General features: G+C 72.2%; 19 protein-coding genes and 3 tRNA genes. 7 read left to right on the top strand and 15 right to left on the bottom strand.

What is annotated here, in order from left to right:
• Nucleotides 1-15: 15 nt before the first annotated feature.
• The 3 genes from ACFVDM_RS18730 to ACFVDM_RS18720 all read right to left on the bottom strand — a co-directional run bounded on the left by ACFVDM_RS18730 (nt 16) and on the right by ACFVDM_RS18720 (nt 4,426).
• Nucleotides 16-1,950, bottom strand: a complete 1,935-nt coding sequence (locus ACFVDM_RS18730; RefSeq protein WP_383640584.1) for a galactose oxidase-like domain-containing protein — start codon at nt 1,948-1,950, stop codon at nt 16-18.
• Nucleotides 1,947-3,860, bottom strand: a complete 1,914-nt coding sequence (locus ACFVDM_RS18725; protein WP_383640581.1) for a glycosyltransferase family 2 protein — start codon at nt 3,858-3,860, stop codon at nt 1,947-1,949. Before ACFVDM_RS18725 ends, ACFVDM_RS18730 begins: the two co-directional genes overlap by 4 nt.
• Before the next feature lie 492 nt (nt 3,861-4,352).
• Nucleotides 4,353-4,426: transfer RNA gene (locus ACFVDM_RS18720), tRNA-Lys, on the bottom strand.
• A 183-nt stretch (nt 4,427-4,609) separates the two neighbouring features.
• Between ACFVDM_RS18720 and ACFVDM_RS18715 the strand changes: the two genes are divergently transcribed.
• The 4 genes from ACFVDM_RS18715 (at nt 4,610) to ACFVDM_RS18700 (ending at nt 10,578) form a co-directional block, all read left to right on the top strand.
• Nucleotides 4,610-6,088 carry a peptidoglycan-binding protein gene (locus ACFVDM_RS18715; RefSeq protein ID WP_383640578.1) on the top strand — a complete coding sequence of 493 codons (1,479 nt, stop codon included), beginning with the start codon at nt 4,610-4,612 and terminating at the stop codon, nt 6,086-6,088.
• Nucleotides 6,089-6,113: 25 nt separating this feature from the next.
• Complete coding sequence (locus tag ACFVDM_RS18710) at nt 6,114-8,120, top strand: SPFH domain-containing protein (protein WP_383640575.1); 2,007 nt, start codon at nt 6,114-6,116, stop codon at nt 8,118-8,120.
• A 167-nt stretch (nt 8,121-8,287) separates the two neighbouring features.
• Nucleotides 8,288-8,878, top strand: a complete 591-nt coding sequence (locus ACFVDM_RS18705) for a lytic polysaccharide monooxygenase (RefSeq protein ID WP_383640572.1) — start codon at nt 8,288-8,290, stop codon at nt 8,876-8,878.
• A 26-nt stretch (nt 8,879-8,904) separates the two neighbouring features.
• Nucleotides 8,905-10,578 carry an AMP-binding protein gene (locus ACFVDM_RS18700; RefSeq protein ID WP_383640570.1) on the top strand — a complete coding sequence of 558 codons (1,674 nt, stop codon included), beginning with the start codon at nt 8,905-8,907 and terminating at the stop codon, nt 10,576-10,578.
• Here the strand turns inward: ACFVDM_RS18700 and ACFVDM_RS18695 are convergent.
• The 8 genes from ACFVDM_RS18695 to ACFVDM_RS18660 all read right to left on the bottom strand — a co-directional run bounded on the left by ACFVDM_RS18695 (nt 10,558) and on the right by ACFVDM_RS18660 (nt 17,514).
• Nucleotides 10,558-12,108 carry an MFS transporter gene (locus ACFVDM_RS18695; protein WP_383640567.1) on the bottom strand — a complete coding sequence of 517 codons (1,551 nt, stop codon included), beginning with the start codon at nt 12,106-12,108 and terminating at the stop codon, nt 10,558-10,560. The genes ACFVDM_RS18700 and ACFVDM_RS18695 overlap by 21 nt on opposite strands.
• Nucleotides 12,109-12,238: 130 nt before the next feature.
• Nucleotides 12,239-12,312: transfer RNA gene (locus ACFVDM_RS18690), tRNA-Lys, on the bottom strand.
• Between the two features lie 73 nt (nt 12,313-12,385).
• Nucleotides 12,386-13,144 (bottom strand): IclR family transcriptional regulator, encoded by a 759-nt coding sequence (locus ACFVDM_RS18685; RefSeq protein ID WP_383640564.1) that lies wholly within the window; start codon nt 13,142-13,144, stop codon nt 12,386-12,388.
• 166 nt (nt 13,145-13,310) lie between these two features.
• Nucleotides 13,311-14,162 (bottom strand): ectoine/hydroxyectoine ABC transporter ATP-binding protein EhuA, encoded by an 852-nt coding sequence (gene ehuA / locus ACFVDM_RS18680; protein WP_383640561.1) that lies wholly within the window; start codon nt 14,160-14,162, stop codon nt 13,311-13,313.
• The gene (gene ehuD, locus ACFVDM_RS18675) at nt 14,152-14,796 is read right to left on the bottom strand and encodes an ectoine/hydroxyectoine ABC transporter permease subunit EhuD (RefSeq protein ID WP_383640558.1); all 645 of its coding nucleotides are present in this window, start codon (nt 14,794-14,796) and stop codon (nt 14,152-14,154) included. Before ehuD ends, ehuA begins: the two co-directional genes overlap by 11 nt.
• On the bottom strand, nt 14,793-15,527 hold the full coding sequence (gene ehuC, locus ACFVDM_RS18670; protein ID WP_383640555.1) for an ectoine/hydroxyectoine ABC transporter permease subunit EhuC: 735 nt from the start codon (nt 15,525-15,527) through the stop codon (nt 14,793-14,795). Before ehuC ends, ehuD begins: the two co-directional genes overlap by 4 nt.
• 19 nt (nt 15,528-15,546) lie before the next feature.
• Nucleotides 15,547-16,449 carry an ectoine/hydroxyectoine ABC transporter substrate-binding protein EhuB gene (gene ehuB, locus ACFVDM_RS18665; protein ID WP_383640552.1) on the bottom strand — a complete coding sequence of 301 codons (903 nt, stop codon included), beginning with the start codon at nt 16,447-16,449 and terminating at the stop codon, nt 15,547-15,549.
• A gap of 150 nt (nt 16,450-16,599) precedes the next feature.
• Nucleotides 16,600-17,514 (bottom strand): NAD(P)-dependent oxidoreductase, encoded by a 915-nt coding sequence (locus tag ACFVDM_RS18660; protein WP_383640549.1) that lies wholly within the window; start codon nt 17,512-17,514, stop codon nt 16,600-16,602.
• Nucleotides 17,515-17,719: 205 nt separating this feature from the next.
• Between ACFVDM_RS18660 and ACFVDM_RS18655 the strand changes: the two genes are divergently transcribed.
• Both ACFVDM_RS18655 and ACFVDM_RS18650 read left to right on the top strand, forming a co-directional pair.
• Nucleotides 17,720-18,499, top strand: coding sequence for a decarboxylase (locus ACFVDM_RS18655; RefSeq protein WP_383640546.1), 780 nt, complete (start codon nt 17,720-17,722; stop codon nt 18,497-18,499).
• A gap of 119 nt (nt 18,500-18,618) precedes the next feature.
• Complete coding sequence (locus tag ACFVDM_RS18650) at nt 18,619-19,716, top strand: LLM class flavin-dependent oxidoreductase (protein WP_383640543.1); 1,098 nt, start codon at nt 18,619-18,621, stop codon at nt 19,714-19,716.
• A gap of 54 nt (nt 19,717-19,770) precedes the next feature.
• Here ACFVDM_RS18650 and ACFVDM_RS18645 read toward each other — a convergent pair whose 3' ends face one another.
• On the bottom strand, nt 19,771-21,639 hold the full coding sequence (locus ACFVDM_RS18645) for a putative bifunctional diguanylate cyclase/phosphodiesterase (RefSeq protein WP_383640539.1): 1,869 nt from the start codon (nt 21,637-21,639) through the stop codon (nt 19,771-19,773).
• A 415-nt stretch (nt 21,640-22,054) separates the two neighbouring features.
• On the opposite strand from ACFVDM_RS18645, the gene ACFVDM_RS18640 reads away from it, so the two are divergent.
• Nucleotides 22,055-23,269: a M6 family metalloprotease domain-containing protein gene (locus ACFVDM_RS18640; protein ID WP_383640537.1), complete on the top strand. Its 1,215-nt coding sequence runs from the start codon at nt 22,055-22,057 to the stop codon at nt 23,267-23,269.
• 67 nt (nt 23,270-23,336) lie between these two features.
• On the opposite strand, the gene ACFVDM_RS18635 is transcribed toward ACFVDM_RS18640, so the two are convergent.
• The 3 genes from ACFVDM_RS18635 to ACFVDM_RS18625 form a co-directional block, all read right to left on the bottom strand.
• A tRNA-Lys gene (locus ACFVDM_RS18635) sits at nt 23,337-23,410 on the bottom strand.
• Nucleotides 23,401-24,123 carry a bifunctional DNA primase/polymerase gene (locus tag ACFVDM_RS18630; protein ID WP_383640534.1) on the bottom strand — a complete coding sequence of 241 codons (723 nt, stop codon included), beginning with the start codon at nt 24,121-24,123 and terminating at the stop codon, nt 23,401-23,403. Before ACFVDM_RS18630 ends, ACFVDM_RS18635 begins: the two co-directional genes overlap by 10 nt.
• 246 nt (nt 24,124-24,369) lie before the next feature.
• A complete protein-coding gene (locus tag ACFVDM_RS18625; protein WP_383640531.1) occupies nt 24,370-24,711 on the bottom strand; it encodes a hypothetical protein in 342 nt (113 codons plus the stop codon).
• Nucleotides 24,712-24,767: the final 56 nt, after the last annotated feature.

Below are 24,767 nucleotides of genomic sequence, written 5' to 3'. Positions count from 1 at the left end.
CCGTACGGACACGCCCTACGGGATCTCCACCCAGGTGGCCTCGGACGGGGTGCCCTTGTCGTCGGTGACGAAGAGCATGTACCAGCCGGAGGGCACCAGGGCCCGGTTCTTCGGCACGGTCACCGAGATCCCGCCGTCGGTCTTCTTCAGGTCCAGTGCCACCGAGCGCTGGTCGGTGTCGGTGACATGGGTGACCGCGCTCGGCCGCATCAGCTTCGCGGAGGTGATGGAGTCCGCCTGGTTGGTGGTGAACATCGCCGTGGCCCCGCGTTCGATCCGCTTCGGCCCGGCGGTCAGCTCGGGGCGCCCGTCGCGGTACAGGTACGGCGGGGTGTAGATCTCGATGCGCTGCTCGAAGACGCCGGGCCGGGTGTTGGCCTTGTCCGAGTAGAGCGAGTCCGATCCGAAGATCATGACCCGGCCGTCGGGCAGCAGCACCGAGCCGGAGTGGTAGTTGCGCCCCACCGCCGGGTCCGCGACCCGCTGGTACGTGTCCGTCTTCGCGTCGTACAGCCGGGCCTGGAGGACGTCGGAGCCGCCGCGGCCCCGGTAGTCGTTGGAGCCGCCGGTGACCAGCAGCGAGTCGTCGGGGAGCAGCGACGCGCTCGGGTAGCGGGTGCCCTCGTCGAGGGAGGCGCCGTCCTTGAACTTCGGGTCGGCGGCCTTGAGGTCGACCAGCCGGGACTTCTCGCTGGACTTGTCGGACTCGCCGACGCCGCCCCCGCCGATCACCATGAACTTCTCGTCCTGCGCCGGAGGCAGCCGGACGGTCGCGGAGGTCTCCATCCTGTCCGGGTCGCTGAGGCCGGGGATCTTGGTGAACCTGTTGGTCGCCAGGTCCCAGACGCCCGGGTCGCGGCCGACATTCGCGGGGCCGTAGCCCGCGTTCGAGCCGGAGTAGAAGAGCTTGCCGTCGTCGAGCAGGAAGACCGCGGGGTAGGTGGGGAACTTCCGGACGATGCCGGTGTACGTCCACTTCTTGGTCTCGGGGTCGTAGATCTCGTCCTTGCCGGGGACGATCTGCCCGATCTCGTCGAGTCCGGAGAGGGCGAGGACCTTGCCGTCCTCCAGCGTGGTGAGCGTCGGATACCAGCGGGCCTCGTTCATCGGGTCGACGGTGATGTACTTCTCCGCCACCGGATCGAACTCGAAGGCCTCCCGGATGCCCTGGAAGTCCTTCTTGTCGAGGGCCAGCTTCTGGGCTATCCCGTACACGTTGCGGGTGTCGGACCCGGAGAGGCCGGATATCCGGTAGTTGTCCTCGGTGCCGGTCTCGTACGCCGAGCCGGACTTCTCGGCCTCGACGTAGATCCGGCCGAGCCCGGGGTCGTTGCGCAGGAAGGCGCCGGTGTCCTTGTCGAAGACCTTGGTGGCCTTCTCGACCAGCACCGGGTCCTTGGTGACGAAGGACTTGCCGTTGTCCTTGCCCGTGAAGCGGGTGCCCGCGGGGAGCGTGATCGGCTTGTCGGGGTCCTCGTTGTGCACGATCATCAGGCCGCCGGCCTTGGTGACGTCGCCCTTCAGCTTCTCGTAGCGGCGGGTGCCGCCCGCGATGAGGAGCTTGCCGTCCGGCAGCTGGGTGTGGCCGGCGCAGAACATGTCCTTGGGCGTCGGGATGTTCTTGAAGGTGTTGGCCTTCGGGTCCCACAGCACGGACCGGAAGCTCTTCGCGTCGAAGTTCTTCTGGTTGTTGCCGGAGCCCGCGACGAGCAGCACCTTGCCGGTGTGCAGCAGGGCCGCGTGGATGGTGTTGATCCGGAACTCGGAGGGGATGTCCAGGAAGTCCCAGTGCCCGTTGGCTTCCTTGTAGCTCGCCTGGTTGATCTTGTAATCGTGGTAGCGCTCGGTGCTGAAGCGGTACAGCCACGGCCCGTTCGCTCCCGCGAGCGCGAGAACCACCGCCGTACTGATCGCCATGCGGCGGGTACGGCGGCTCGGACGGTACTTCATCGTTTACGTCCCCCAAGGGCGATCTGCATGGTCTGTTCGTTGTCCGCCCCCCGCGGCTCGTCCTGCGGGGCGGGGGCCGGCGGGCCGCTCGGCGGCGGCGGTCCGGCCCGGCGCTTCTTCTTCTCGGCGCGGATCGTGTACCGCCAGCCGAAGATCGGCGCGGCGGTGATCAGCAGGGCGAGCGAGGCCCAGGTGAGCATCGCCGGGTGGCTGTGGCCGAGGACCAGCGAGGCCACGATGGAGCCGGCGAAGACCGCGATGAAGAAGAGGTGGATGCGGAAGGTGCCGAAGAGCGTGTCCGGGCTGGAGGAGTCGCCCTTGGGCGTCACCACGAAGGAGCTCTTGCGGCGCAGCACGGCGTCCATCAGGGAGCGCGCGTAGACCGGCGCGGAGAGCGCGGACATCATCATGCCCGCGAGACCGCCGGAGCCCTCGGGCTCGTGCGGCGAGACGTTGTGCCGGCGGTTCCAGACGTACAGCCCGATCTGGAGCGCCGAGGCGTTGCCGTACAGCATCATCCAGACGACCGGGTCGATCTGCACGCCCGAGGCGCCCATGCCCAGGAACAGCGCGCAACTGAGGGCCGCGAGGATCCAGTTCAGCGCGGACATCGGGTAGAAGATGATCATCATCGTGTAGTTGAAGAGCTTGCCCGCGGGCAGCGAGGCGAAGCCCTTCCAGTACTGCTTGAGGATCGTCTCGTACGTTCCGCGCGACCAGCGCAGCTGCTGGGTGAAGAAGTCGGTCCAGGCGGTCGGGCCCTCGCCCACGGCCAGCACGTCCGGGGTGTACACGGAGCGCCACTTGCGGCCGGTGTGCGGATTGCGGGCGCGGTGCATCTCGAAGCCGGTCGCCATGTCCTCGGTGATCGAGTCGTAGAGACCGCCGATCTGCTTGAGGGCCGAGATGCGCACCGCGTTGCTGGTGCCGACGAACATGGGGGCGCCGTAGCGGTTGCCGGCGCGCTGGATCAGCGCGTGGAAGAGGAACTGCTGCGATTCGGCGGCCTTGGTGACGAAGGTGTCGTAGTTGCCGTAGACCTGCGGACCGATGACGAAGCCGACGTCCGGGTCGCGGAAGTAGCCGAGCATCCGCTCCAGGTAGTTGGGCAGCGGTACGTGGTCGGTGTCGACGGAGGCGAAGAAGTCGTACGCGTCACCGTGGGCGTCGAGCCAGGCGTTGTAGTTGCCGTGCTTGGTCTTCGCCCGGTGCGGGCCCTTGGCCTGGTTCCAGTGCGCCACGCCCTTGCGGGAGAAGTGGTGGACGCCCAGGCGGGCGCAGACCTCCTTGACGGCGGGGTCGTCGCCCTCGTCGAGCAGCCAGACGTGCATGAGTCCGCGGTGGCGGATGCGCACCGCGGCCTCCAGGGTCTTCGTCACCATCTCCAGGGGCTCCTTGCCCGGGACGAAGGAGGTGAGGAAGGCCACCCGGGTGCCGTTCTCCGGCACGACCGGGACCGGGTCCCGCGCCACCAGCGTGGCATGGGCGTTGGAGAGGACGTTCATCGTGCGGAACAGCTCGATCAGACCGATCGAGACGAGCATCACGACGTCCAGGACGAGCAGGGTGTCGTTCTTCAGGTTCGGATCGCGCTGGGTCCAGTGCTCGGGCTGCATCAGCCAGACGAAGAGGCCGAGCGAGACCAGCGGTGCGGCGCCCAGCAGCAGGGCCGCGCGTATCCGGTGGGGTTCCTGGGACAGGAGCGAGCGGTACTTCACCCGGTACGGAGTCGTGGGGTCGGGCTGGGTCAGTGGCCCGGCGAGCCGGCTGTAGTGCTCGTAGTCGTAGCGGGGCAGCGGCTTTCTCTGCCGCCGTCTCTGGCCCCCGTTCCGCAGCTGTGAGGGTATCCGGAGCTGCGTGGTCCGGGTCGGGTCGTGGTCCTGCCGGGCGCCTGGCGGCGTCGACGTCATGGGTCATCCCCCTGCACGCAGGCGGGGCTGCGTGGTCGGTTCGGTCGTTGCGTCCGTCGCGTGTCCCCCCTGGAACGCGTCGGACGGCTCAGTTCAGTGGCGGGTCACCCTTCCTGGGACATGGAATGACGCCCGTCCGGTTGCATGATGCCGGTGCGGCGCGCTTGACGGACGAGGCCCCCGCCCCGCCCCGCGCACAACCGGAACCTCCCCCTCATATGCCCCCAACTAGATGGGCCCCCGGTGTGATTGGCACCGGCGGCCCTCAGACAGGTTGGCCGACACCGCCCTCGATCGCAAGGGTGAAAGGGAACGGTAACCGCTCGTATGCACGATTTGGGTCCCCCTTGTCGGGGACTGTCGCAGGGGTGTAAGACGAGCATATGGTGTCACTGGGTAATTGAACGATGACCGTCCGTCAACTGCGAGTGGGGTGCGCACGGAAAACGAACAAGGCCCCCTCACGTGAAGTGAAGGGGCCTTGACGCTGCGTGCGCCGCCAGGGACTCGAACCCCGGACCCGCTGATTAAGAGTCAGCTGCTCTAACCAACTGAGCTAGCGGCGCCTGCTGACCTGGAGAACTCTACCCGATCTCCAGGAGTGCTCCCGACCATTTCCCCATCGCCACGGCCTGTCGGATGGTCGTTTTTTCACTTCTGTCCGTCAAAATGCGTTATGTCAGGAGAGTTGAGACACTGACGCCCGTGCAGATGCGCCCAAAGATCTTGACGAGTGCGGAGGGAATCGCATGACTGTGCCGGCCTTCGAGGAGTACGTACCCGCCGTCGACTGCACCTGCCCGGGGTGCGCCGCCCGCCGGCGCACCGCCGCCGCGGGGCTGCCGACCCGCTACGGAGGACATCCGGCCGCGCACGGCGCGCGCCGGGCGATGGTCCTGGTCACCACCGCCGGAGTGGTGCTCGGCGGCGGCGTGGCGGAGACCGCCGCCGCGGCGGCCGCCCCGGTCCCGGTGACCGACCCGCTGCCGGGGATCGACCGGGCTCCGCTTCCGGGCATGGACCGGGCCCCGCTCCCGGACATCGATCCGGTCCCGTTCGCGGACACGGGGGCGGTTCCGGGGCCGGACCCGGTGGCGGCGGCCGGACCGGAGACCCTGGGCGATCCGGAGACCCTGGCCGATCCGGCGGACGACGCGCTCGACGCGGTGCCGGAGAGCCCGCAGGGCGTGCCGGGTCCGGTGCGCGGCACGGGTGCCTCGGGCCCGCCGTCCACCACGACCGGCACTCCGGCCCTGCGCCCGGCCACCCGGACCGAGATCATCGACCGGGCGAAGAAGTGGGTTTCCGCCCGGGTCCCGTACAGCATGTCCGCGTACTGGTCGGACGGCTACCGCCAGGACTGCTCCGGCTATGTCTCGATGGCCTGGAACCTGCCGGGCAACGAGTGGACCGGCAGCCTCGCCGCGTACGGCACGCGGATCTCCCGCGAGGAGCTCCAGCCCGGGGACATCCTGCTCTTCCACAATCCGGCCGATCCGGCGAAGGGCTCCCACGTCACGATCTTCGGCGGCTGGACCGACTCCGCGCACACCCACTACACGGCGTACGAGCAGACCAAGCCGCGCGCCCGCAAGCAGACGACGCCCATGGCGTACTGGTCCCACTCGTCGAGCTACGTCGCCTACCGCTACAAGGGCCTGACGACCGGCACGAGCGGCAGCGGTTCGGCCACGACCTCGTTCCCGGGCGCGGGGGTCTTCGGCACCGGCGAGCGCAACGCCCACGTCACCGAGCTGGGCCGGATGCTCGTCGCGCGCGGCGGCAAGCGCTTCTACAAGGTCGGCCCCGGCCCCGCCTGGGGCAGCGCCGACCGGCAGGCGACCCAGGCCTTCCAGCGGGCCCAGGGGTGGAGCGGCAAGGAGGCCGACGGCATCCCCGGCCCCGACACCTGGCGGCTGCTGGTGAACGGGACCGGCCGTGACATCCCCGCGGCCGGATCCACCACCGGGCGCGGCGGCACGGCCGCGGCCCCGGCCTTCCCCGGAAGGGGCTCTTTCCGGCCGGGTCGGTCCAACAGCCATGTCGAGCGGCTCGGCAGGCAGTTGGTGAAGAAGGGATACGGCAAGTACTACCGGTCCGGTCCCGGGCCCCGGTGGACCGAGGCGGACCGGCGCAATGTCGAGGCCTTCCAGAAGGCCCAGGGCTGGCGCGGCGCCCAGGCCGACGGCTATCCGGGGCCCGAGACCTGGCGGCGACTCTTCGCGTGACGCGACGCAGATGAAGGAGACGGGTATGCGATTCACCGTGTCGGACGGCTCAGGGACCCCCGAGGACCGGGAGGGCCCGGACCGTACGGAGCCGGAGTACGGCGAGGAGAGGTACGGGACGGTCCCGGTGCGGGAGTGGGTGGGCCCCGGCGGCGCGGGCAGCGTCACGGACGCCTGGGCCGCGGCCGCGGACGCCGCCCTCCAGGGGGACGACCGACCGGCGCCCTCCACGACCGCCCCGGACACCGGCCGCGTCCCCGCCCCGGACCCGGCCCCCGAGACCGAGGGCGGCCCGGATCCGGGGGCGGACCCGGACGGAGTGCCGGGCACGGGCTTCCGCGCGGACGCGCGTACGGAACCGGGAGCGGGGCCGGGGACGGGATCGCGGGCGGAGCCGGGTGCGGACCTGCGCCGGGAGGCGCGGACCGAAGCGCGTACGGAACCGGCCGCGGACCTGCGTACGGACCCGGGCCCCGACTCCGTCGTCGATCTCGTGCTCGACCTGGTGCCCGGGGAGAGCGCGCGGGAGGGGGCCGGGTTCGGGGCGACCTCGGCCTCGGTGTCCGTTCCGGCCGCCGGGGGCGGTGGGCCGGCCGGCGGTGCGCGGGACCTGGTGCCGGCGCCCGCCGCCGAGACCGCACCCGGAGCCGTGCGTTCGGCGCCGCCGGCCGCGGAGGCGGTGTCGGTCGCGGCGCGTTCCGGATCGCCGGTTGCGGAGACCGTGCCCGTTGGTGCGCGTACCGGAGCGCCCGCCGCCGAGGCCGTGCCCGTTCCCGTCCAGGCGCCGGAGGACGGGGCCGGGGTGCTCGTTCTCGCGGGTGCCGCCGGTCCGGTTCCGGCGGAGGCGGAGGCGGGTGCGGGCGAGGCGCGGGGTGCCGCTCTGGAGCACCGGGGCGATCCGCGGACCGACACCGGACGGCATCAGGCCGTCATCGCGGGGGAGCGGACCGCCGCCATCCCCGTGCACCTGCTCTTCCGCGACGAGCCCGAGGCCCCGGCGGACGCGGCGGCGCTGCCCGTCGCCGTCCTGGGGACGGCCCCCGGCGGGGAGCGGCCGGCCGGGATCCGGCGGCCCCCGGTGCCGAGGACCCCGCAGGTGCGGCCCTCGACCCGGCCCGCGCCGGTCGCGGACCCCCGGCTCCTCGAACGGCCCGGACCGGCGCTGCCCGGCTGGGCCGCGGTGCTCACCGGCCTCGTGGGGACGGCCGCCGCCGGGGCGGTCCTGTGGTGGAGCGGAGCCCTTCCGGCCCGGCTGCTCGCCCTGGCCGGGGTGGGGCCGCGCCCGTACGACGGAGTGGGCGGCGGGGTCTGGGCGGCGCTCGCGGTGCTCGGCTTCATCGTGCTCTTCGCCCTCGGCGGGCTGAGCCGGGGCCGGGTCGGCTCGGCCTGGGTGCTCACGCTGTTCGGTCAGTACCGGGGCACCGTGCGGCGGACCGGGTTGATGTGGATCAGCCCGCTGCTGCTGCGCCGTCGGGTCGACGTCCGGCTGCGGCACTGGCGCAGCGAGCCGCTTCCCGCGGTCGACGCCAACGGCACGGCGCTGCGCGTCGTCGTCCTCGTCGTCTGGCGGGTCAAGGACACCGCGCGGGCGGTGCTGGGCATCGAGGACCACGAGGAGTATCTGCGCGAGCAGGTCGAGTCGGCCATGGCCCGGGTGCTGTCCCAGCTTCCGGCGGACGCCTTCCACGAGGACGCGCACACCCTGCGCAACGCCGAGGCGGTGGGGGACGCGCTGACGCTGATGCTCAAGGCGGACTGCGAACCGGTCGGCATCGAGGTGTACTCGGCCCAGCCGACCGGGATCGAGTACGCCCCCGAGATCGCGGCGGCCATGCAGCGGCGCCGGATCGCGGCGATCGACGCCCAGCACCGCGACAGCGTGCTGACCTCGGTGGTGGACGCGGTGGACGACACCGTGAACCGGCTGACCGCCCGGGGCCTCGTGGAGCTCGACGACTACGAACGCAAGTCCCTGGTCAAGGACTTGACGGTGGCGTTCTACACCGGACGCGGGGGAGGCGACAGCGCCTGAAGGGATCGTTCCGTATCCCCGGAGGAAAACCGGAAGCCCACCCTCATTGGTCTGGACATGTCCATGTCCCGTCTCTAGGGTGGGCTTTGGTCTAGACCGCACGACCGCACCACCGCGCGCGCAGCCTGCTCATGGAACTTCCCCCACATGTCCGAGGAGCGACAGCAATGCGTAAGAAGGCAAGTGTGGCCCTGGTCGGCCTGGCGGTGGCCGGGGTCTCGATGTTCGCCACCGGCGGCGCCAGCAGCCATGGCTACACGGACAACCCGATCAGCCGTCAGAAGCTCTGTGCCAACGGCACCGTGACCGGCTGCGGCAACATCCAGTGGGAGCCGCAGAGCGTCGAGGGCCCCAAGGGCTTCCCGGCCGCCGGCCCGGCCGACGGTTCCATCTGCTCCGCCGGACACGGCGAATTCGCCCAGCTCGACGACCCGCGCGGCGGCAACTGGCCCGCCACCAAGGTCACCGCCGGTCAGGGCTTCAGCTTCCGCTGGCAGTTCACCGCCCGGCACGCCACGTCGGACTTCAGGTACTACATCACCAAGGACGGCTGGGACCCGACCAAGAAGCTGACCCGGGCCGATCTGGAACCGCAGCCCTTCATGACGGTGCCGTACGGCGGCAAGCAGCCCCCGGCGACCCTGACCCAGCAGGGCACGATCCCCACCCAGAAGACCGGGAAGCACATCATCCTGAGCGTCTGGAACGTCGCGGACACCGCCAACGCGTTCTACGCGTGCTCGGATGTTCAGTTCTGACGCTTGGTCAGTTACCGTGCGGCGCCATGGGGAGCGCAGGCACCGTCGCGGAGCTCGTACAGCGCCAATGGGGCGACCACCGGCCCGGTCTGAGACATGAGGACCTCGTCCTCACTCAGCACCAGGTCGCCTCGGGCGCTGCCGCACGGGCCGCGCTCCTGGCGGATCTGCTGCCTCCGGGCGGCGAACCGCACCTCGGGGTGCTGCTCGACAACACCCCCGAGTTTCCGCTGTGGCTGAGCGCGGCGGCCCTGGCCGGGGCCGCCGTCGCCGGCATCAACCCCACCCGGCGCGGCGCCGAACTCGCCCGCGACATCACGCACACCGACTGCCGGGTGCTGATCACCGAGCGGGCCCATCTGCCGCTGCTCGACGGACTTCCGCTGCCCGGCGTACGGGTGCTGGTCACCGACACCGACGCGTACGCCGACCTGCTCGCCCCGTACGCGGACGCACATCCCGGCGACACCGTCCTGCGGACCCCCGCACCGGACACCCGGATGCTGCTCTACTTCACCTCGGGCTCCACCGGCGCGCCCAAGGCCGCCCTCTGCACCCAGGGCCGGCTGGCCGCGGCCGGGCGGTCGCTCGTCGACCACTTCGGGGTCCGCCGCGAGGACGTCCACTACCTCTGCATGCCGATGTTCCACGGCAATGCCGTCATCGCCGACTGGGCGCCCGCCCTGACCGCCGGGGCCGCCGTCGCCCTGCGCCGCCGCTTCTCCGCCTCCGGCTTCCTCCCGGACGTCCGCGCGTACGGCGCCACGTACTTCACCTACGTCGGCCGCGCCGTGCAGTACCTGCTGGCCACCCCCGAGCGCCCCGACGACCGCGACCACACGCTGCGCCTCGGCTTCGGCACGGAGGCGGGCGCGGTGGACGCGGCCCGCTTCCGGGAGCGGTTCGGGGTGCGGCTGGTCGAGGGGTACGGCTCCTCCGAGGGCGGGGCGGCGATCCAGCGGACCCCGGACACCCCGCCGGGGGCGATCGGCCGGGCCGCCGACCGCGACGACCTCGCGGTGGTCGACCCCGAGACCGGCCGCGAGCGGGTCGCCGCGGTGCTCGACGCCGACGGCCGGCTGCTCAACGGGGAGGCCGCCATCGGGGAACTCGTCAACCGGGGCCGCACGCCCTTCGAGGGCTACTGGCGCAATCCGGAGGCGGACGCGGCCCGGGTGCGCGGCGGCTGGTACTGGACCGGGGACCTCTTCTTCCGTGACGCCGACGGCTTCCTCTACTTCGCCGGCCGCACCGAGGACCGGCTGCGCGTCGACAGCGAGAACCTGGCCGCCGCGATGATCGAGAACATCCTGGCCCGCTGGGCGGACGCGGCCGCCGTGGCCGTCTACGCCGTGCCCGACCCGGTCGCGGGGGACCAGGTGATGGCGGCGCTGGCGCTGCGCGAGGGGGCGGAGTTCGACCCCGGGGCCTTCGCCGCCTTCCTGCGGGCCCAGCCCGATCTCGGGACGAAGATGGCGCCCCGTTTCGTGCGCGTGGTGGACGCGATGCCGGTCACCGCGACGAACAAGGTGCACCGGGTGGGACTGCGTCGCGAGGGCTTCTGGTCCGGCGGCCGGCTGTGGTGGAACGGCGACGGCCCGTACCGGCCGTTCGGCGAGGAGGACCTCGCCGGGCTGGTACGGGCGTACGAGGAGCACGGCCGCCACCGTCTGCTCGCGTCACACGGCGGAGGGCTGTGAGACGGCGGTCGACTGCGAGGCGTCCTGCCGTGCGGCCTCGGGGCGGGCCGCGCCCGCCCGCCGCAGCCGGGTCGCCGCGAGCACCGCGCCGAGCAGCAGGAGCAGCGCGCCGGCCACCGCCGCGTACTGCATGCTGTGCACGAAGGCCTCCCGGCCGATCGTGATCAGCGAACCGTCCCCGGTGGACAGCGCGCCCGGCAGGGTCTTGCGGGCCGCCTCGGGGGCCGAGGACGGCATGTCGGCGGTGTAGACGGCGGTGGCCACCGCGCCCAGCAGCGCCATGCCCATCGCCCCGCCGAACTCCTGCCCGGTCTCCAGCAGCGAGGCCGCAGAACCGGCCTTCTCCTCCGGGCTGGTCGACATGGCCAGGTCCGAGACCAGCGCCATCACGGTGACGATCCCGCAGCTCATCACGGCGGCGGCGATGAGGAGCACCGCGAGCGAGTCGGTGCCTGCCAGGGCCAGGACGCCGAAGCCGGCCGCCGCGATGACGAACCCGGCGCAGATCACCCGGGCCCGGTCGGTGCGCTGGGCGATCGCGGTGGCGGCCGGGGCGGCGGCACCCACCGCGAGCGACGGGGCCAGCGACCACAGCGCGGCCTCCAGCGTGCTCATGCCCAGGACGGACTGGAGGTACTGGGTGGTGAAGAAGGACGAGCCCATCATGGCGAAGGCGGCCAGCGCGTTCAGCCCGATGCCGGTGGAGAAGTTCCGGTCGCGGAACAGCTCGCGGCTGATCATCGCGTCCGAGCGGGCCCGCTGACGGCGGACGAAGACCCAGCCGACGAGCAGCCCCGCGGCCACGATCAGCAGATTGCGCGCTTCGATCCCGTCGGCGGCGGTCTCCTTGATCCCGTAGACCACCGGCAGCACGGCCCCCATCGACAGCGGCACGCTCAGGAAGTCGAACCGCCCCGGCTGCGGGTCCTTGAACTCGGGTACCAGGACCGGTGCCAGGATCAGCAGCAGCACCATCGCGGGCACGTTGACCAGGAAGACCGAACCCCACCAGAAGTGCTGGAGCATCACCCCGCTGAGCACCGAGCCCAGCGCCACCCCGCCCGCCATCGCCCCGGACCAGATGCCGATGGCCTGCCCCCGCTGCCGCTCGTCGCGGAACATGTTCCGGACCAGCCCCATCGTCGACGGCATCAGCGTCGCCCCGCCGATCCCCAGCAGCGCACGCGCCGCGATCAGCATCTCCGGGCTGGTGGCGTACGCCGCCCCCACCGACGCGGTGCTGAAGGCGGCCGCCCCGATCATCAGCAGCTTCCGCCGCCCGATCCGGTCGCCGAGCGACCCCATCGTGATCAGCAGCCCCGCCAGCGCGAACGCGTACACATCGAAGATCCAGAGCTGCTGGGTGGCGCTCGGTGCGAGGTCCCGGTCGATCGACGGGATCGCGAAGAAGAGGACGGAGACGTCCATCGAGACGAGCAGGAGGGGGAGGAGCAGGACCACGAACGCGGTCCACTCCCGACGGCCGGCGCGTACGCCGTGGCTGGCGGTGGTGCTCGAAGGCTTCGTCATGACAGGGAATATACGGCTGTTTAAAACAGCTGTCTAGTACGTCTGTATAAAACGCTCGTACATCTCTGCGGGCAGCGGAAAACACACGAGGCGGTCTCCGTTGAACGGAGACCGCCTCGTGTGCTGTCTGTGCGCCGCCAGGGACTCGAACCCCGGACCCGCTGATTAAGAGTCAGCTGCTCTAACCAACTGAGCTAGCGGCGCCTGCTGACTCGAAAATAATACCTGGTCCCCGGGGGTGCTGATGACACGTGCCCGCGGGCCCCGGGGAGCGGGCCTACAGGGCCAGCGAGAGCAGGACCGGGGCCGCGCGGCGGTTCAGGGTCTCGGCCGCCGCGCGCAGCCGGTGGGCGTGCTCGACCGGGAGGGAGAGCGCGAGGCAGCCGGCCGACGATCCCGCCGTCAGCGGCACCGCGGCGCAGACCGTGCCCACCGCGTACTCCTGGAGGTCGAGCACCGGCACCGTGGCCGGCTGGGCGTCGAGCTTGGAGAAGAGGACCTTCTCGCTGGTGATGGTCCGGGAGGTCAGGCGGGCTATCTTGTGCCGCGCGAGGTGGTCGCGCCGCCCGTTCTGGTCCAGCTGGGTCAGCAGGCACTTGCCGATCGCCGAGGCGTGGCCCGTGGAGCGGAAGTCGACCCACTCGTTGACCGCGGGGGTGCGCGGGCCGTCGGCGTACTGCGTGACGCGGATCTCGCCGTCCACGTACCGGCTGATGTAGACGGCGGCGCCCACCGAGTCGCGCAGCTGGGCGAGGGTCTGCTGGAGTCTGGCCTCCAGGGCCTGTCGACGGGCGGCGCCGGAGCCCAGGAGCAGCAGCGAGGCGCCGATGACGTAGGCGCCGTCGGTGATCTGCTCGACGTAGCCCTCGCGGCGCAGGGTCAGGAGCAGGGAGGCGAGATGGCCGGTCGGCAGACCGGTCTCGCGGGCGATCTGGGTGTCCGTGACCCCGTTGCCGTGCTTGGAGACCGTTTCGAGGACGCGCAGGGCGTACTGCACCGAGTGGAACGGTGCGGTCGGTTCGGGCTTCAACGCCACGGTGTCCCCCTACCAGGTTGTGACCGCAAGCTCTGGCTCCACGATAGCCGCCAAGGGGGCGTTCGGGGGCGGGTGTTGGGGACTGATCGGGGCGCCCCGGCGCCACTGGCTGGGGCGCACCCGTCTGGCATATGCCAGAGTCATCGGCGCGCGGTGGATGCCGAGGTCACAGCACCGCGTTGAGGAATTCGCGCGTGCGTTCGTGCGACGGGTCGGTGAAGATTTTCTCCGGCGGGCCGGCCTCCACGACCCGCCCGGCGTCGAACATCAGTACCTTTTTCGAGACATCGCGTGCGAAGTTCATCTCGTGCGTCACGCAGACCATCGTGATGTCGGTGTTCCGCGCGATGTCGCCCAGCAGCTCCAGCACCCCGGCCACCAGCTCCGGGTCGAGCGCGGAGGTCACCTCGTCCAGGAGCAGGATCTCCGGCTCCATCGCCAGCGCGCGGGCGATCGCCACCCGCTGCTGCTGGCCTCCGGAGAGCTGCGAGGGGTGCGCGTCGGTCTTCCCCGACAGCCCCACCAGCTCCAGCAGCTCCCGGGCGCGGGCCTCCGCCCGGTCCCGGTCCATGCCCAGCACGCTGACCGGCGCCTCCGTGATGTTCTGGAGCACCTTCATGTTGGGGAACAGGTTGAACTGCTGGAAGACCATGCCGATCTTCTTCCGCGCCTCGCGCAGATGCTTCTCCGAGGCGGGCTTCAGCGAGCCGTCCGCCGCCCGCATGTGCGAGAGCGGTTCGCCGCCGATCCGGATCACCCCGCCGCTGACCTTCTCCAGCGTCATCAGCAGCCGCAGGATCGTGGTCTTGCCCGAGCCGCTGGGCCCGATCAGGGTGACGTGCTCGCCGCGCTCGACCGTGAAGTCCAGCTCGTCGAGCACCACATGGTCGCCGTACCGCTTCACGACCTTGTCGAAACGGATCAGCGGCTGGGCCGGGGCGTCCGGGGCGGGGGCCGCAAGGGCATCCTCGGGGGCCGTGGCCGCCGTCTTCTGCAGGGGGAGGGGCTCAGTGGCCAAGGCGCTTCTCCAGTTTTCTCATCAGCAGCGAGGTGGGGTAGCTCGCGACCAGGAAGACCAGGCCGGCGAGGGTGAACACCTCGGTGTAGGCGAAGTGGTCGCCGCCGTACTTCCGGGCCTCGAAGACCATCTCCTGCACCGTGATCACGGCCAGGAACGGGGTCTCCTTGAACATCGAGATCGCGTAGTTCCCGAGCGCGGGCAGCACCTTGCGCACCGCCTGCGGCAGGATCACCGCCTGCCAGGTCCGCCGGGCCGGCAGCGACAGCGCCCGGCAGGCCTCCCACTGCCCCTTCGGCACCGCGTCGATCCCCGCCCGGTACACCTCCGAGGTGTACGCGGCGTAGTGGATGCCGAGCACCACGATGCCGACCGTCAGCGGCTCCACCGAGGTGAACAGCGCCGCCGCGCCGACCAGCTGCACCAGCAGCGGGGTCGAGCGGACGAACTCCGTCACCGCCTTCACCGGCACCGTCACGAAGCGCGTCGGCGCCCGCCCGGCGACCGCGATCGCCAGCCCGAGGACCGCGGCGACCAGCGTCCCGAGGACGGTGGCCAGCAGGGTGACCTCGAAGCCGTCGAGGAGCAGCGGCAGCGCGTCGCGCGCCGCGCCCCAGTCGAATCCCTCGTTCACCGGGCACCTCCGGAGGCCGGGGCGGTCACGGCGCTGCGGGACTTCAGCAGGCCGCCCCCGCCGGTGTCCAGGCCGAGCCGCCGCTTGGCCGACCGCTCCAGCAGGTTCATCAGCAGCGTCAGCGCGTACGCCAGCACGAAGTAGCAGACGAGCAGCGTCCCGTAGGCGGCGAGCGTCTCACCGGTGCGGCTGCGCAGCTGCTCGATCGCGGTCATCAGATCGGCCGCCGAGATCAGCCAGAGCAGCGGTGTGCACTTCAGCAGCTGGATCAGCAGATTGGTGAAGGACGGGATCATCTGCACCCACGCCTGGGGCAGGATCACCTTGCGCATCCGGTGCAGCGGCGTCATGTTGAGCGCCACCGCCGCCTCGTACTGCGCGCGCGGTACGGAGTTGATCGCGCCGCGCACCACCTCGGCGCCGTAGGCCCCGTAGTTGAGCCCGAACGCGACGACCCCGCAGAGCAGCGGCGTCAGCTCGTACCCCGTCAGCAGCGGCATCGCGTAGTAGAGCCAGAACAGCTGGACGTACAGCGAGGTGCCGCGGAAGAACTCCACGACCACCCGGGAGACGCCGCGCACCGCGATCAGCCCGCTGACCGACATCAGGCCGAGCGCGAAGGCGAGCACCAGGGCCGTCAGGGCGCCCAGGACGGTGGCCTCCAGGGTCACCCACAGGCCCGAGCGGAGCTGGGGCAGATCGTCGGTGAGGGCGGAGAAGAAATCACTCATGCGGTGGGTTCCGTCCCTGTCAGCCCTTGCAGAGGTCGGCCGTCTTCAGGGTGGCCGGCGGGAGTTCGGTGGCCCCGAAGCCGTAGTCCTGGAGCAGCTGCACATAGCGCGACTTGTCCGCGACGATCTTCTTCAGCTCGCGGTTGAAGGCGTCCCGCAGCTCCTCGTTGCCCTTGCGGAAGACGGCGCCGCCGGGGCTGTACTGCTTGACCCCGTCCAGCTCCGGCAGGAAGGCCTCGGTGACCTCGGTCTCCGGGTTGGTCTTCGCCAGCCAGCGCAGCGAGATGCCGGTCAGCAGGAAGGCGTCGACCCGGCCGCCCTTCACCGCGTCCGCCCCGTCCTGCGGCTTCTGGAGGGTCTTGATCTTCCCCTTGGATATCCCGGCGCCCTCGGCGTACGAACCCTCGACCGCGCCGGCCATGACGCCGACGGTGATCCCGGCGGCCTTCGCGGAGGCCAGATCGGTGATCTTCTCCGGATTGCCCTTCTTCACCATCATCGCGGTGGGGGAGATGAACTCCGGCTCGGAGAACAGGGCGTTGGCGCAGCGCTCCGGCGTGATCGCCATCCCGGCGCTGACCACGTCGTACTTCCCGGCCTGGAGACCGGGGATCAGACCGTCCCAGTCGGAGAGCGTCGGCTTCAGCTCGTCGACCCCGAGGGCCTTGAAGATCTCCCGGTGCAGCGCGGGCGCCTCGCCCTTGAGCTCCTTGCCCTCCATGTAGCCGTACGGCGCCTCGTTGGCGTACGCGACCCGGACGTAGCCCTGGTCGCGGAGCTTGTCGAGCGCCCCCTTCCCGTCCGCCGAGCCGGAGTCGGTTTTGCTGCACGCGGCGAGCAGCCCGGGGACGACGAGGAGACCTCCCACGGCGGCCGATCGGTTGAGAAAGCCCCGGCGGGACAGGTTCGGGAAGTCAGCCATGTTCGCAATCTCCTGAAGGGGTCGCACAGTCCGGACAGGGTTGGCGCCTGCCCGATCCCGTACGTCTATGCAGGAAACCGCCTCATGTAATCGAACGGTGGCCGGAGGGTGACCTTCCCGTGTCCGAATCCCGGGTGTCCGGTGCCGGGGTCACGGACCCGGTGTGTAGCCGAGCGCCGGGTCCACCGGATGCGGCAACTCCTCGCCGGCCGCCCACCGTTCGTACAGCGCGACGAACTGCTCGGCCAGCCGGTCGTGCCGGCCCGCGACCGCCCCGGCCCGGCGGGGCGTCACGAGCAGCCCCGGCACCTCCGCCGGTGCGCCGGCCGGTCCGTCCAGCGCCGCCCCCGCGATCCACCGGGCGCGCACCGCGGCGGCCAGCTCGTCCTCGGCCACCGAGGCCGCGCTGCCCACGTTGACGAACACGGCCGAGGGCTGCATCAGCCCGAAGAACCGCCGGTCGAACAGGCCCCGGGTGAGCGGCGTCGGCGGCAGGGCGGCGACCACCCGGTCCGCGGCCGCGGCCAGCCGGTCCAGATCGTCCATGCCGTGGATCGTGCGCCGCGCGGTGCGCCCCACCAGCGCCACCTCCACCCCGAGCGCCATCAGCAGCCGGGCCGTCTCGCGCCCGACCGGCCCGGCCCCGACGACCACCGCGCGCGAACCGGCCAGCAGCACCGGCGTACGGCCCCGCCGGCTCCCCGGCGAACCGGGGAAGTCCTGGGCGAAGGCCAGCAGCAGCCCGGCCACGTACTCCGCGACCGGCCGCTCGAAGACGCCCCGCGCCCGGGTCAGCACCGTCCCGCCCGCCGCCAGCTCCGGGCAGACCACCCGGTCCACGTCGGGGCCCGCCACATGCACCCAGGCCGGACGCCGTCCGGACCCGGGCCAGGCCCCGCGCACCGCGTCGGAGCCGGTGTCCCAGACCAGCAGCGCATCGGCCTCCGCGAGCGCCGCGGCCAGCCCCGCGCCGTCGGTGCGCCGGACGCGCACCCGGCCCGTCAGCGCGCCGAGCCGGGGTGACGGATCGGCGTCCAGAACGAGCAGAACGGGCTGCTCCGGCATCGGGCGGTTCCTCCGCGTCGGCCGAGACGGACGGTCCTTCCACGCTCGCAGCAGCCCCCCGGCCCGTCAACCGGCCGCGACCTCCACCGGCGCGTCCCCGCACCGGATGCGAGGAATACTGGAACCGAGGCGGGGAACGCGGCCGGAACGCCGCGGTCCGCCCCGTCTCGTCCGGGCCGTGCCGCACCGGACAGGAAGGGTGGACATGACGACCGTCGGATTCCTCTACCCGGGCCAGGGCGCACAGGACGACTTCCCGCGCCTGGAGATCCTCCTCGACAGCACCATCAGACTCGTCGTGCACCGCACCGAGTGCCCCGACGACGCCTACCGCGAGGACGCCCTGCGCGCCCTGGGCGCCACCGGACTGCTCCTCCCCGGGATCGAGGAGCTCCAGCGCTCCGGGGTGCAGTCCGTCGTCTGGGCGTGCGACGCGGGCAGCTTCCTGTACGGGCGGCAGGGCGCCCACGACCAGGTGATGGCCGTGGCCCGAGCGGCGGGCGTTCCCGCCTCCAGCACCTCGATCGGCTTCGTCCACGCCGTACGGAGGCTGGGCGCCGCCCGGGTCGCGGTCGCCGCCACCTACCCCGAGGAGATCGCCGCGCGGTTCACCGCGTTCCTCGGCGAGGCGGGCGTCGAGGTGGTCGCCACGCACGCGGCGGGCGCGGCGTCCGCCGCCGAGGCCGCGGAGTGGGGCCCGGAGCGGGTGGCGCAACTGGCCGCGGCGGCGGACCGCCCGGAGGCCGACGCGGTTCTGCTGCCGGACACCGCCCTGCACACCGTCGGCTCGCTCCCCGCGCTGGAGGAGGCCCTGGGCAAACCTGTCCTCACGGCCAACCAGGTCGCGGCCCGGGAGGCCCTGCGCCTGGCCGACCGCCCCGCCTGGGCGCCCCGGCTCGGCGCCCTGTTCGCGGGCCGCGAGGCCGCCCCGGCGCCCGTGACCCCCACCCGGCGCCGGGCGTACGCGCACACCCGGCGGCCCTGACCCGGAGCGGCGCGGCCGGGGCCGGGAACAACCGGGGCCCGGAATAAACGGAGTCATCCTCCTGTTGGGCTTCTCCGGACCGGAAGCAACGACGCGAGCACCACCGGAGAGGCCAGGACGTGGACGAGACCCGAGGCGACGAGATCCGTGGCGAGGCGCGGGGGACGGCGCCCGTACCCCTGTCCGTACTGGACCTGGTGACGGTCGGGAAGGGCCGCACCGCGAGCCAGGCGCTGCGGACCGGGGTGGAGATCGCCCGGCTCGCCGAGTCCCGCGGCTACCACCGCTACTGGGTCGCCGAGCACCACTCCATGCCCGGGGTCGCCTCCTCCTCGCCGGCCGTGATCCTCGCCCACACCGCCGCCCGCACCGAGCGCATCCGGCTCGGCTCCGGCGGCGTCATGCTGCCCAACCACGCCCCGCTCGTCATCGCCGAGCAGTTCGGCACGCTGGAGGCCATGGCCCCCGGCCGCATCGACCTCGGCCTCGGCCGCGCGCCCGGCACCGACGGCGCCACGGCCGCCGCGCTGCGCCGCACCGACCGGCTGAACGAGGGCGCGGACGACTTCCCGCAGCAGCTCATGGAGCTGACCCGGTTCCTCGACGACGACTTCCCCGACGGCCACCCCTACGCCCGGATCCACGCCGTCCCCGGCCCCGTCCAGGCCACCGCCGACGGCGGCGTCCAGTCTCCGGCCCGTCCGCCGCTCTGGCTGCTCGGCTCCTCCGGTTTCAGCGCCCGGCTGGCCGGACTGCTCGGGCTGCCCTTCGCCTTCGCCCACCACTTCTCGGCGCAGAACACCGTGCCCGCCCTGGAGCTGTACCGCGAGTCCTTCAAGCCGTCGGCGGTCCTGGACGAGCCGTACGCCCTGATCGGGGTGGCCGCGCTGGCCGCCGAGGACGAGGCGGAGGCCCGCCGCGAGGTGCTGACCGGCGCCCTGTCGATGCTCCGGCTGCGCTCCGGGCGGCCCGGACTGGTCCCGACGCCCGAGGAGGCGGAGGCGTACGCCTTCTCCCCGATGGAGCGCGAGTTCGTCGACAGCTGGCTCGTCAACATCGTCCACGGCACCCCGGACGAGGTCCGCACCGGCCTCGACGACCTGGTCAAGCGGACCGGCGCGAACGAGCTGATGATCACCGCCAACGCACACGGCGGCGAGGCCAGGCTGCGCAGCTACGGCCTGATCGCCGACGCCTACGGGATGCCCGCGGCCTGAGCCCCGGAGTCCGCGGACGGCCCGGGGCCGGGAACAGTCACGGGCCGGGGACGGTCACGGGCTGCCCGGGGCCTGGGCCACGGCCCGCGCGCCGATCAGTTCCGTGATGCGCTCCGGGGCGACCGCGCGGGAGTACAGCCAGCCCTGACCGGTGTCGCAGCCGATCCGGCGCAGCCGCTCCGCCTGGCCCGCCGTCTCCACGCACTCCGCGGTGACGGTGAGGCCGAGGCGGTGGGCCAGCTGCACCATCGCCTCCACGATCGTCTCGTCGGCGGGGGTGGGATGCGTGCCGTCCTCGTAGCGGAAGCCCCGGACGAAGGCGCCGTCCAGCTTCAGCGCGGAGACCGGCAGCCGGCTCAGATAGGCGAGGTTGGAGTAGCCGGTGCCGAAGTCGTCGATGGCGATCCGCACCCCCATGTCGCTGAGGGACTGCAGCGCCCGCAGCGGCCGGCCCGCCGAGCCCATCACCGCCGACTCGGTCAGCTCCAGCTGGAGCAGCGAGGGGTCCAGGCCGGTCTCGGCGAGGATCTCCGCCACATCGGTGACCAGGTCGGAGTCCCAGACCTGGCGTACGGCGACGTTGACGCTGATGAACAGCGGCGGCTCGTCCGGGTGGGCGAGCTGCCAGGCCCTGGCCTGCCGGCAGGCCGAGCGCAGCACCCACCGCCCCAGCTGCACGATCGAACCGTCCTCCTCGGCGATCGCGACGAACCGATTCGGCGCGAGCAGACCGAACTGCGGATGGTTCCAGCGCACCAGCGCCTCCACCCCGCGCACCACCCCGTCGGCCATCCCGACCAGCGGCTGGTACTCCACGGTGAACTCCCCGCGCTCCACGGCGGGGCGGAGCGTGGAGGAGAGCGCCTGGCGGGTCATGCGGTGGGCGTTGCGCTCGGGGTCGAACAGGGTCCAGCGGGCCTTGCCGTCGGCCTTCGCCCAGTAGAGCGTGGTGTCGGCTGCCTGCATCAGCCCGGTGGCCGAGGTGCCCGCCACCGGACGCTCCACCACACCGATCGAGGCGGAGACCGCGAGCCGCTGGCCGGCCAGGTCGAAGGGCTGCTGGAGGGCGCCGAGCAGGGTGCGCGCCAGTTCGGTCAGCTGCCGGGTGCCGGTCGACTCCTCGACCAGGACGGCGAACTCGTCGCCGCCCAGCCGGGCCACCAGATGCGGACCGAGCGCGTGCTCCCCGCCCTGGGCGGCGCAGTCGGTGAGCCGGGCGGCCACGGCGGCCAGCAGCCGGTCGCCGGTGCGGTGGCCCAGGGTGTCGTTGACCGCCTTGAAGCCGTCCAGATCGAGGTAGCAGAGCCCGATCCGGCCGGCGTCGTCCCGGTACGGGCCCGGCCCCAGGACCGCCGAGAGCCGTTCGAAGAACAGCGTCCGGTTGGGCAGCCGGGTCACCGGGTCGTGCATCTGGAGGTGGCGCAATCGTTTGCGCAGTTCGCGACGGTCGCTGACGTCGGCCACGGACATCAGGACCTGGCCGGGGCCCGCCGCGTCCGCCCGGTCCGGGGGAGCGGCCATCGGCACGACGGTGATCTCCGCCCACAGGGAGCGTCCGTCGGGGTGCTTGAGGCGGCGGGTGCAGCGGAAGCGGGAGCGGCGGCCGTGCAGCACCTCGCGGTACGCGTGCCAGGTGCGGCCGTCCGCGCCGAGGTCGACCAGGTCCGAGGCCGACTGCGCGGTCAGGGCCGCGGCACCGGTCCCGGCCAGCGCGCCCAGCGCCTCGTTGGCGGTGACGATCAGCCCCTCGTGGTCCACCACGGCCATCGGGAGCGTCGCGGCCCGGAAGGCCGCCCGGTAGTCGTGCGCCTCGGCGGCCGTACCGGCGCACCGCCACGCTTCGTCACGTTCCGTGACCTTAGGGGGTGGGGACGAGGGGGTCGTGCCTGCCGGGGGCCTGGGCCCCTCGGAGGTTCCGCTCACCGTTCGCTCCCGCCGTGCAGTTCTGTTCCGGACGCCTCCGGCCGGACCGGCCCGCCGCGTGGAACGCCGTTGTCAGGGGCGCGGACCGCGCGGGAAAGCGAGGTGAAGCATAGAGGCTGGTGCCTCGGCCGTTCCAGCGCCCCGACGGTCCGGGGCCGCTTCCCCCGCGCACGGCCCACGACGGCACCCGTCCGCTTTGTCCGCGACTGACTCTTTCTGCGCGGCTCTGTTCTTCCGCGTTGCTCCGGTGATCGATTGTGACTGTACGTGAGCATAGTGGGTACTCCGGTGGCTGACCCGAGTGGGGCAGCCCAACAGGACGTACCTCCCGAACCGCCCCAAGGTGGTGACCAGGCCGCTGGAGTCCGCACCCGCACCGGAGGTAGATGTGCCGCGTCAGTACGGGCCCCGAAGGGTGGAGAGACCCACCCCGCGCGCGCTCGCCGCCGGACTGATCTCCCTCCTCGCGGTCGCCGCCACCTCGCTCGTGGCCGGCCCCGCCTCCGCCGCCACCGGCACGGCCGAACCCTGCGCCCTGCCCCGCACCGACGCCCACCACTCCCTCGGCCTGGACGACTGGAACGGCGCCTATCCGCGCCCCGACCGCGCCCTCGACGCGGTGATGGTCTTCCTCTCGTTCCCCGACTCCCGGCCCCTCACCACCCCCGCCGAACTGGCCGCCGACTACTTCCCGGCCACCACCCGCTTCTTCCAGCGCGCCTCGTACGGCAAGTTCACCCTGCGCCCGCACCCCGAGCGCCGGTGGATCCGGATGCCCCGGCCCTCGTCCGCGTACGGCATACAGCGCGACTGGGCCGACGACCGGCGCAGCGCCTACCTCCGCGACGCGATCGACGCCGCGAACCCCCGGGTCGACTTCTCCCGGTACGACATCGTCTATCTCGTCGCGGACCCGGACGCCCCCGGCGTCGACTCCGACGCCACCAAGGTCGTCAACTTCGACCGGCCGCTGCGCGCCGACGGCACGGACATCCGGCGCGTGGTCACCGTCTTCGAGCACCACCCGCCGGACCACAACGTCCTCGCCCACGAGACCGGCCACGTCTTCGACCTGCCCGACCTCTACCACCGCCCCTCCGACGGCAAGGGCGACTGGGACACCTACGTCGGCGACTGGGACGTCATGGGCAGCCAGTTCGGCCTCGCCCCCGACCTCTTCGGCTGGCACAAGTGGAAGCTGGGCTGGCTCGACGACCGGCAGGTGGTCTGCGTCCAGAGCAGCCGGGTGCTCACCCTGGAACCGATGTCCTCCGTGCCCGTCCGCGGCGCCTCCATGGGCACCCGGCTCGCCGTCATCCGGACCGGCGAGGGCACCGCCGTCGGCATCGAGGCCCGCAGCGCCACCGGCAACGACGGCACCACCTGCTCCGAGGGCGTGCTCCTCTACCGGATCCGGAACGAGACCCCCTCGGGCGGCGGCCCCGTCGACGTCCTCGACACCCACCCCGGCACCGACGCCTGCTGGGACCGCTCCGTCTACCCGCCGCTCGCCGACGCCCCGCTCCGGGTCGGCGAGACCTACTCGGTGCCCGGCGGGCACGCCACGGTCGAGGTGGCCGACCGGACGCCGTCGGGCGCGTGGACCGTACGGATCACCACCGGCACCTGAGGCGGCCTCGGAGGGTGTCCGGACAACGAAGAAGCCCCCCGCTTCCGCGAGGGGCTTCTTCCGTCGGTGCGCCGCCAGGGACTCGAACCCCGGACCCGCTGATTAAGAGTCAGCTGCTCTAACCAACTGAGCTAGCGGCGCCTGCTGACGTCGTAGACCTTAGCACCCTGATCGGCGGGAGGAAAAATCGAAATACGCGGGGGCGGAGCGGGCACCGCGCGGGCCACCCGGACACAGGCCCAGAGCAGCGCGTCCGGCCCCGGGAGCCAGGGACTGCGGGTGTCCGGGGCGACCAGCCAGCGGGGTCCGGTGTACCCGGGACCGCAGGTCAGGGGCGGGACCGTCACCGCGTCCCCGGCGCCGTGGCAGAGCAGCGGAGGCACCCGCGGGGCGGTGTCCCCGGGGCCAGCCGCCGTCCGCCCGGAGGGCCCGGACGGGCCGCAGCCCCACTCCTCCCAGTCGAGCAGCGAGGGCAGTCGCTGGGCCGTGCCGGGGCTGGCGAAGAGCAGCATCCGGCCCCTGTGCGAGGCGACCGGACCCGAACCCGGACCGTCCGCCCACAGATGCTCCAGCATCCGCCGCCCGAAGAGCGTCGGCACGTTCACCACGTCGAAGGCGGAGCCGCACGGCAGGACGCCCGGGGCCGAGGGATGCGACTCCCACTGGGCCAGGGTGCTGCGCGGATACGCGGTGGCCCCGGCCAGCCAGGCGGCGCCGGCCGCGGTCACCTGGGCGGTCCGGTTCCCGGCCTGCTCGCGCAGGAGGGCGAAGATGTCCTCGCCGTCGCCCCCGGCGGGGGTGCGGGGGCCGTCGCCGTGATGCAGGGTCGTTTCGTCAGGCAGCCATGCGGTCATGTGCACAGGTCTACCCGGAGTGATCACACGGATTCCGAGAGTTGCCGAAAATCGGGACAGGGTGGGGTGCCAGGGGGTATCTTGCGCGGCTGGCATATGCCAGGTGGGTCGACGCGACTACGCGGAGTCATCGGAGCGGCACGGGCGACGCCCTCCGGGGCCCTGCCCGCCGCACCCCGCCGGACGCCCGGAGAACCGGCCGCCGGCACCTCCGCGTCCCGTGCCGCCCCCCCCGCGGTCACCGCGTCAGGGCCGGCGCTCGTTCAGCAGGCTGCGGCCGAACTCCACCATCTTCACCGCGTAGTCCTCGGTCCACTCCGCCCGCCGGGCGATGTCCGCCGTCGACAGCCGGTCGAAGCGGCGCGGATCGGCCAGCTGGGCCGCCGCGATCGCCTGGAACTCCACGGCCCGGTCCGTCGCCGCGCGGAACGCCAGCGTCAGCTCGGTGGCCCGGCCGAGCAGCTCCTTCGGGTCCTCCATCGACTCCAGGTCGAAGAAGTGCTCGGGATCGGCGACCGCCGCCGACGGCTCGAAGAGCAGCGGTGCGGGGCGCAGCCTCTGCTGCTCGTTCCGCTCGGGTTGTGCCATGGGTGTCGTCCTCCTCCGGTGGCCGGGCGGCCACCCTCCATTGTCCGGGCGGGCGC

This window comes from Streptomyces sp. NPDC057682 (assembly GCF_042799575.1).
Lineage (GTDB): Bacteria > Actinomycetota > Actinomycetes > Streptomycetales > Streptomycetaceae > Streptomyces.
The sequence above is the reverse complement of the archived record's forward strand: the minus strand, read 5'-3'. Positions and strand labels throughout refer to the sequence as shown.

Bases quoted from the DNA above. Each gene is read 5' to 3' on its own strand.
- ACFVDM_RS18730 (WP_383640584.1), bottom strand. From the start codon at position 1,950: ATGAAGTACCGTCCGAGCCGCCGTACCCGCCGCATGGCGATCAGTACG.
- ACFVDM_RS18725 (WP_383640581.1), bottom strand. From the start codon at position 3,860: ATGACGTCGACGCCGCCAGGCGCCCGGCAGGACCACGACCCGACCCGG.
- ACFVDM_RS18715 (WP_383640578.1), top strand. From the start codon at position 4,610: ATGACTGTGCCGGCCTTCGAGGAGTACGTACCCGCCGTCGACTGCACC.
- ACFVDM_RS18710 (WP_383640575.1), top strand. From the start codon at position 6,114: ATGCGATTCACCGTGTCGGACGGCTCAGGGACCCCCGAGGACCGGGAG.
- ACFVDM_RS18705 (WP_383640572.1), top strand. From the start codon at position 8,288: ATGCGTAAGAAGGCAAGTGTGGCCCTGGTCGGCCTGGCGGTGGCCGGG.
- ACFVDM_RS18700 (WP_383640570.1), top strand. From the start codon at position 8,905: ATGGGGAGCGCAGGCACCGTCGCGGAGCTCGTACAGCGCCAATGGGGC.
- ACFVDM_RS18695 (WP_383640567.1), bottom strand. From the start codon at position 12,108: ATGACGAAGCCTTCGAGCACCACCGCCAGCCACGGCGTACGCGCCGGC.
- ehuC (WP_383640555.1), bottom strand. From the start codon at position 15,527: ATGAGTGATTTCTTCTCCGCCCTCACCGACGATCTGCCCCAGCTCCGC.
- ehuB (WP_383640552.1), bottom strand. From the start codon at position 16,449: ATGGCTGACTTCCCGAACCTGTCCCGCCGGGGCTTTCTCAACCGATCG.
- ACFVDM_RS18660 (WP_383640549.1), bottom strand. From the start codon at position 17,514: ATGCCGGAGCAGCCCGTTCTGCTCGTTCTGGACGCCGATCCGTCACCC.
- ACFVDM_RS18655 (WP_383640546.1), top strand. From the start codon at position 17,720: ATGACGACCGTCGGATTCCTCTACCCGGGCCAGGGCGCACAGGACGAC.
- ACFVDM_RS18630 (WP_383640534.1), bottom strand. From the start codon at position 24,123: ATGACCGCATGGCTGCCTGACGAAACGACCCTGCATCACGGCGACGGC.
- ACFVDM_RS18625 (WP_383640531.1), bottom strand. From the start codon at position 24,711: ATGGCACAACCCGAGCGGAACGAGCAGCAGAGGCTGCGCCCCGCACCG.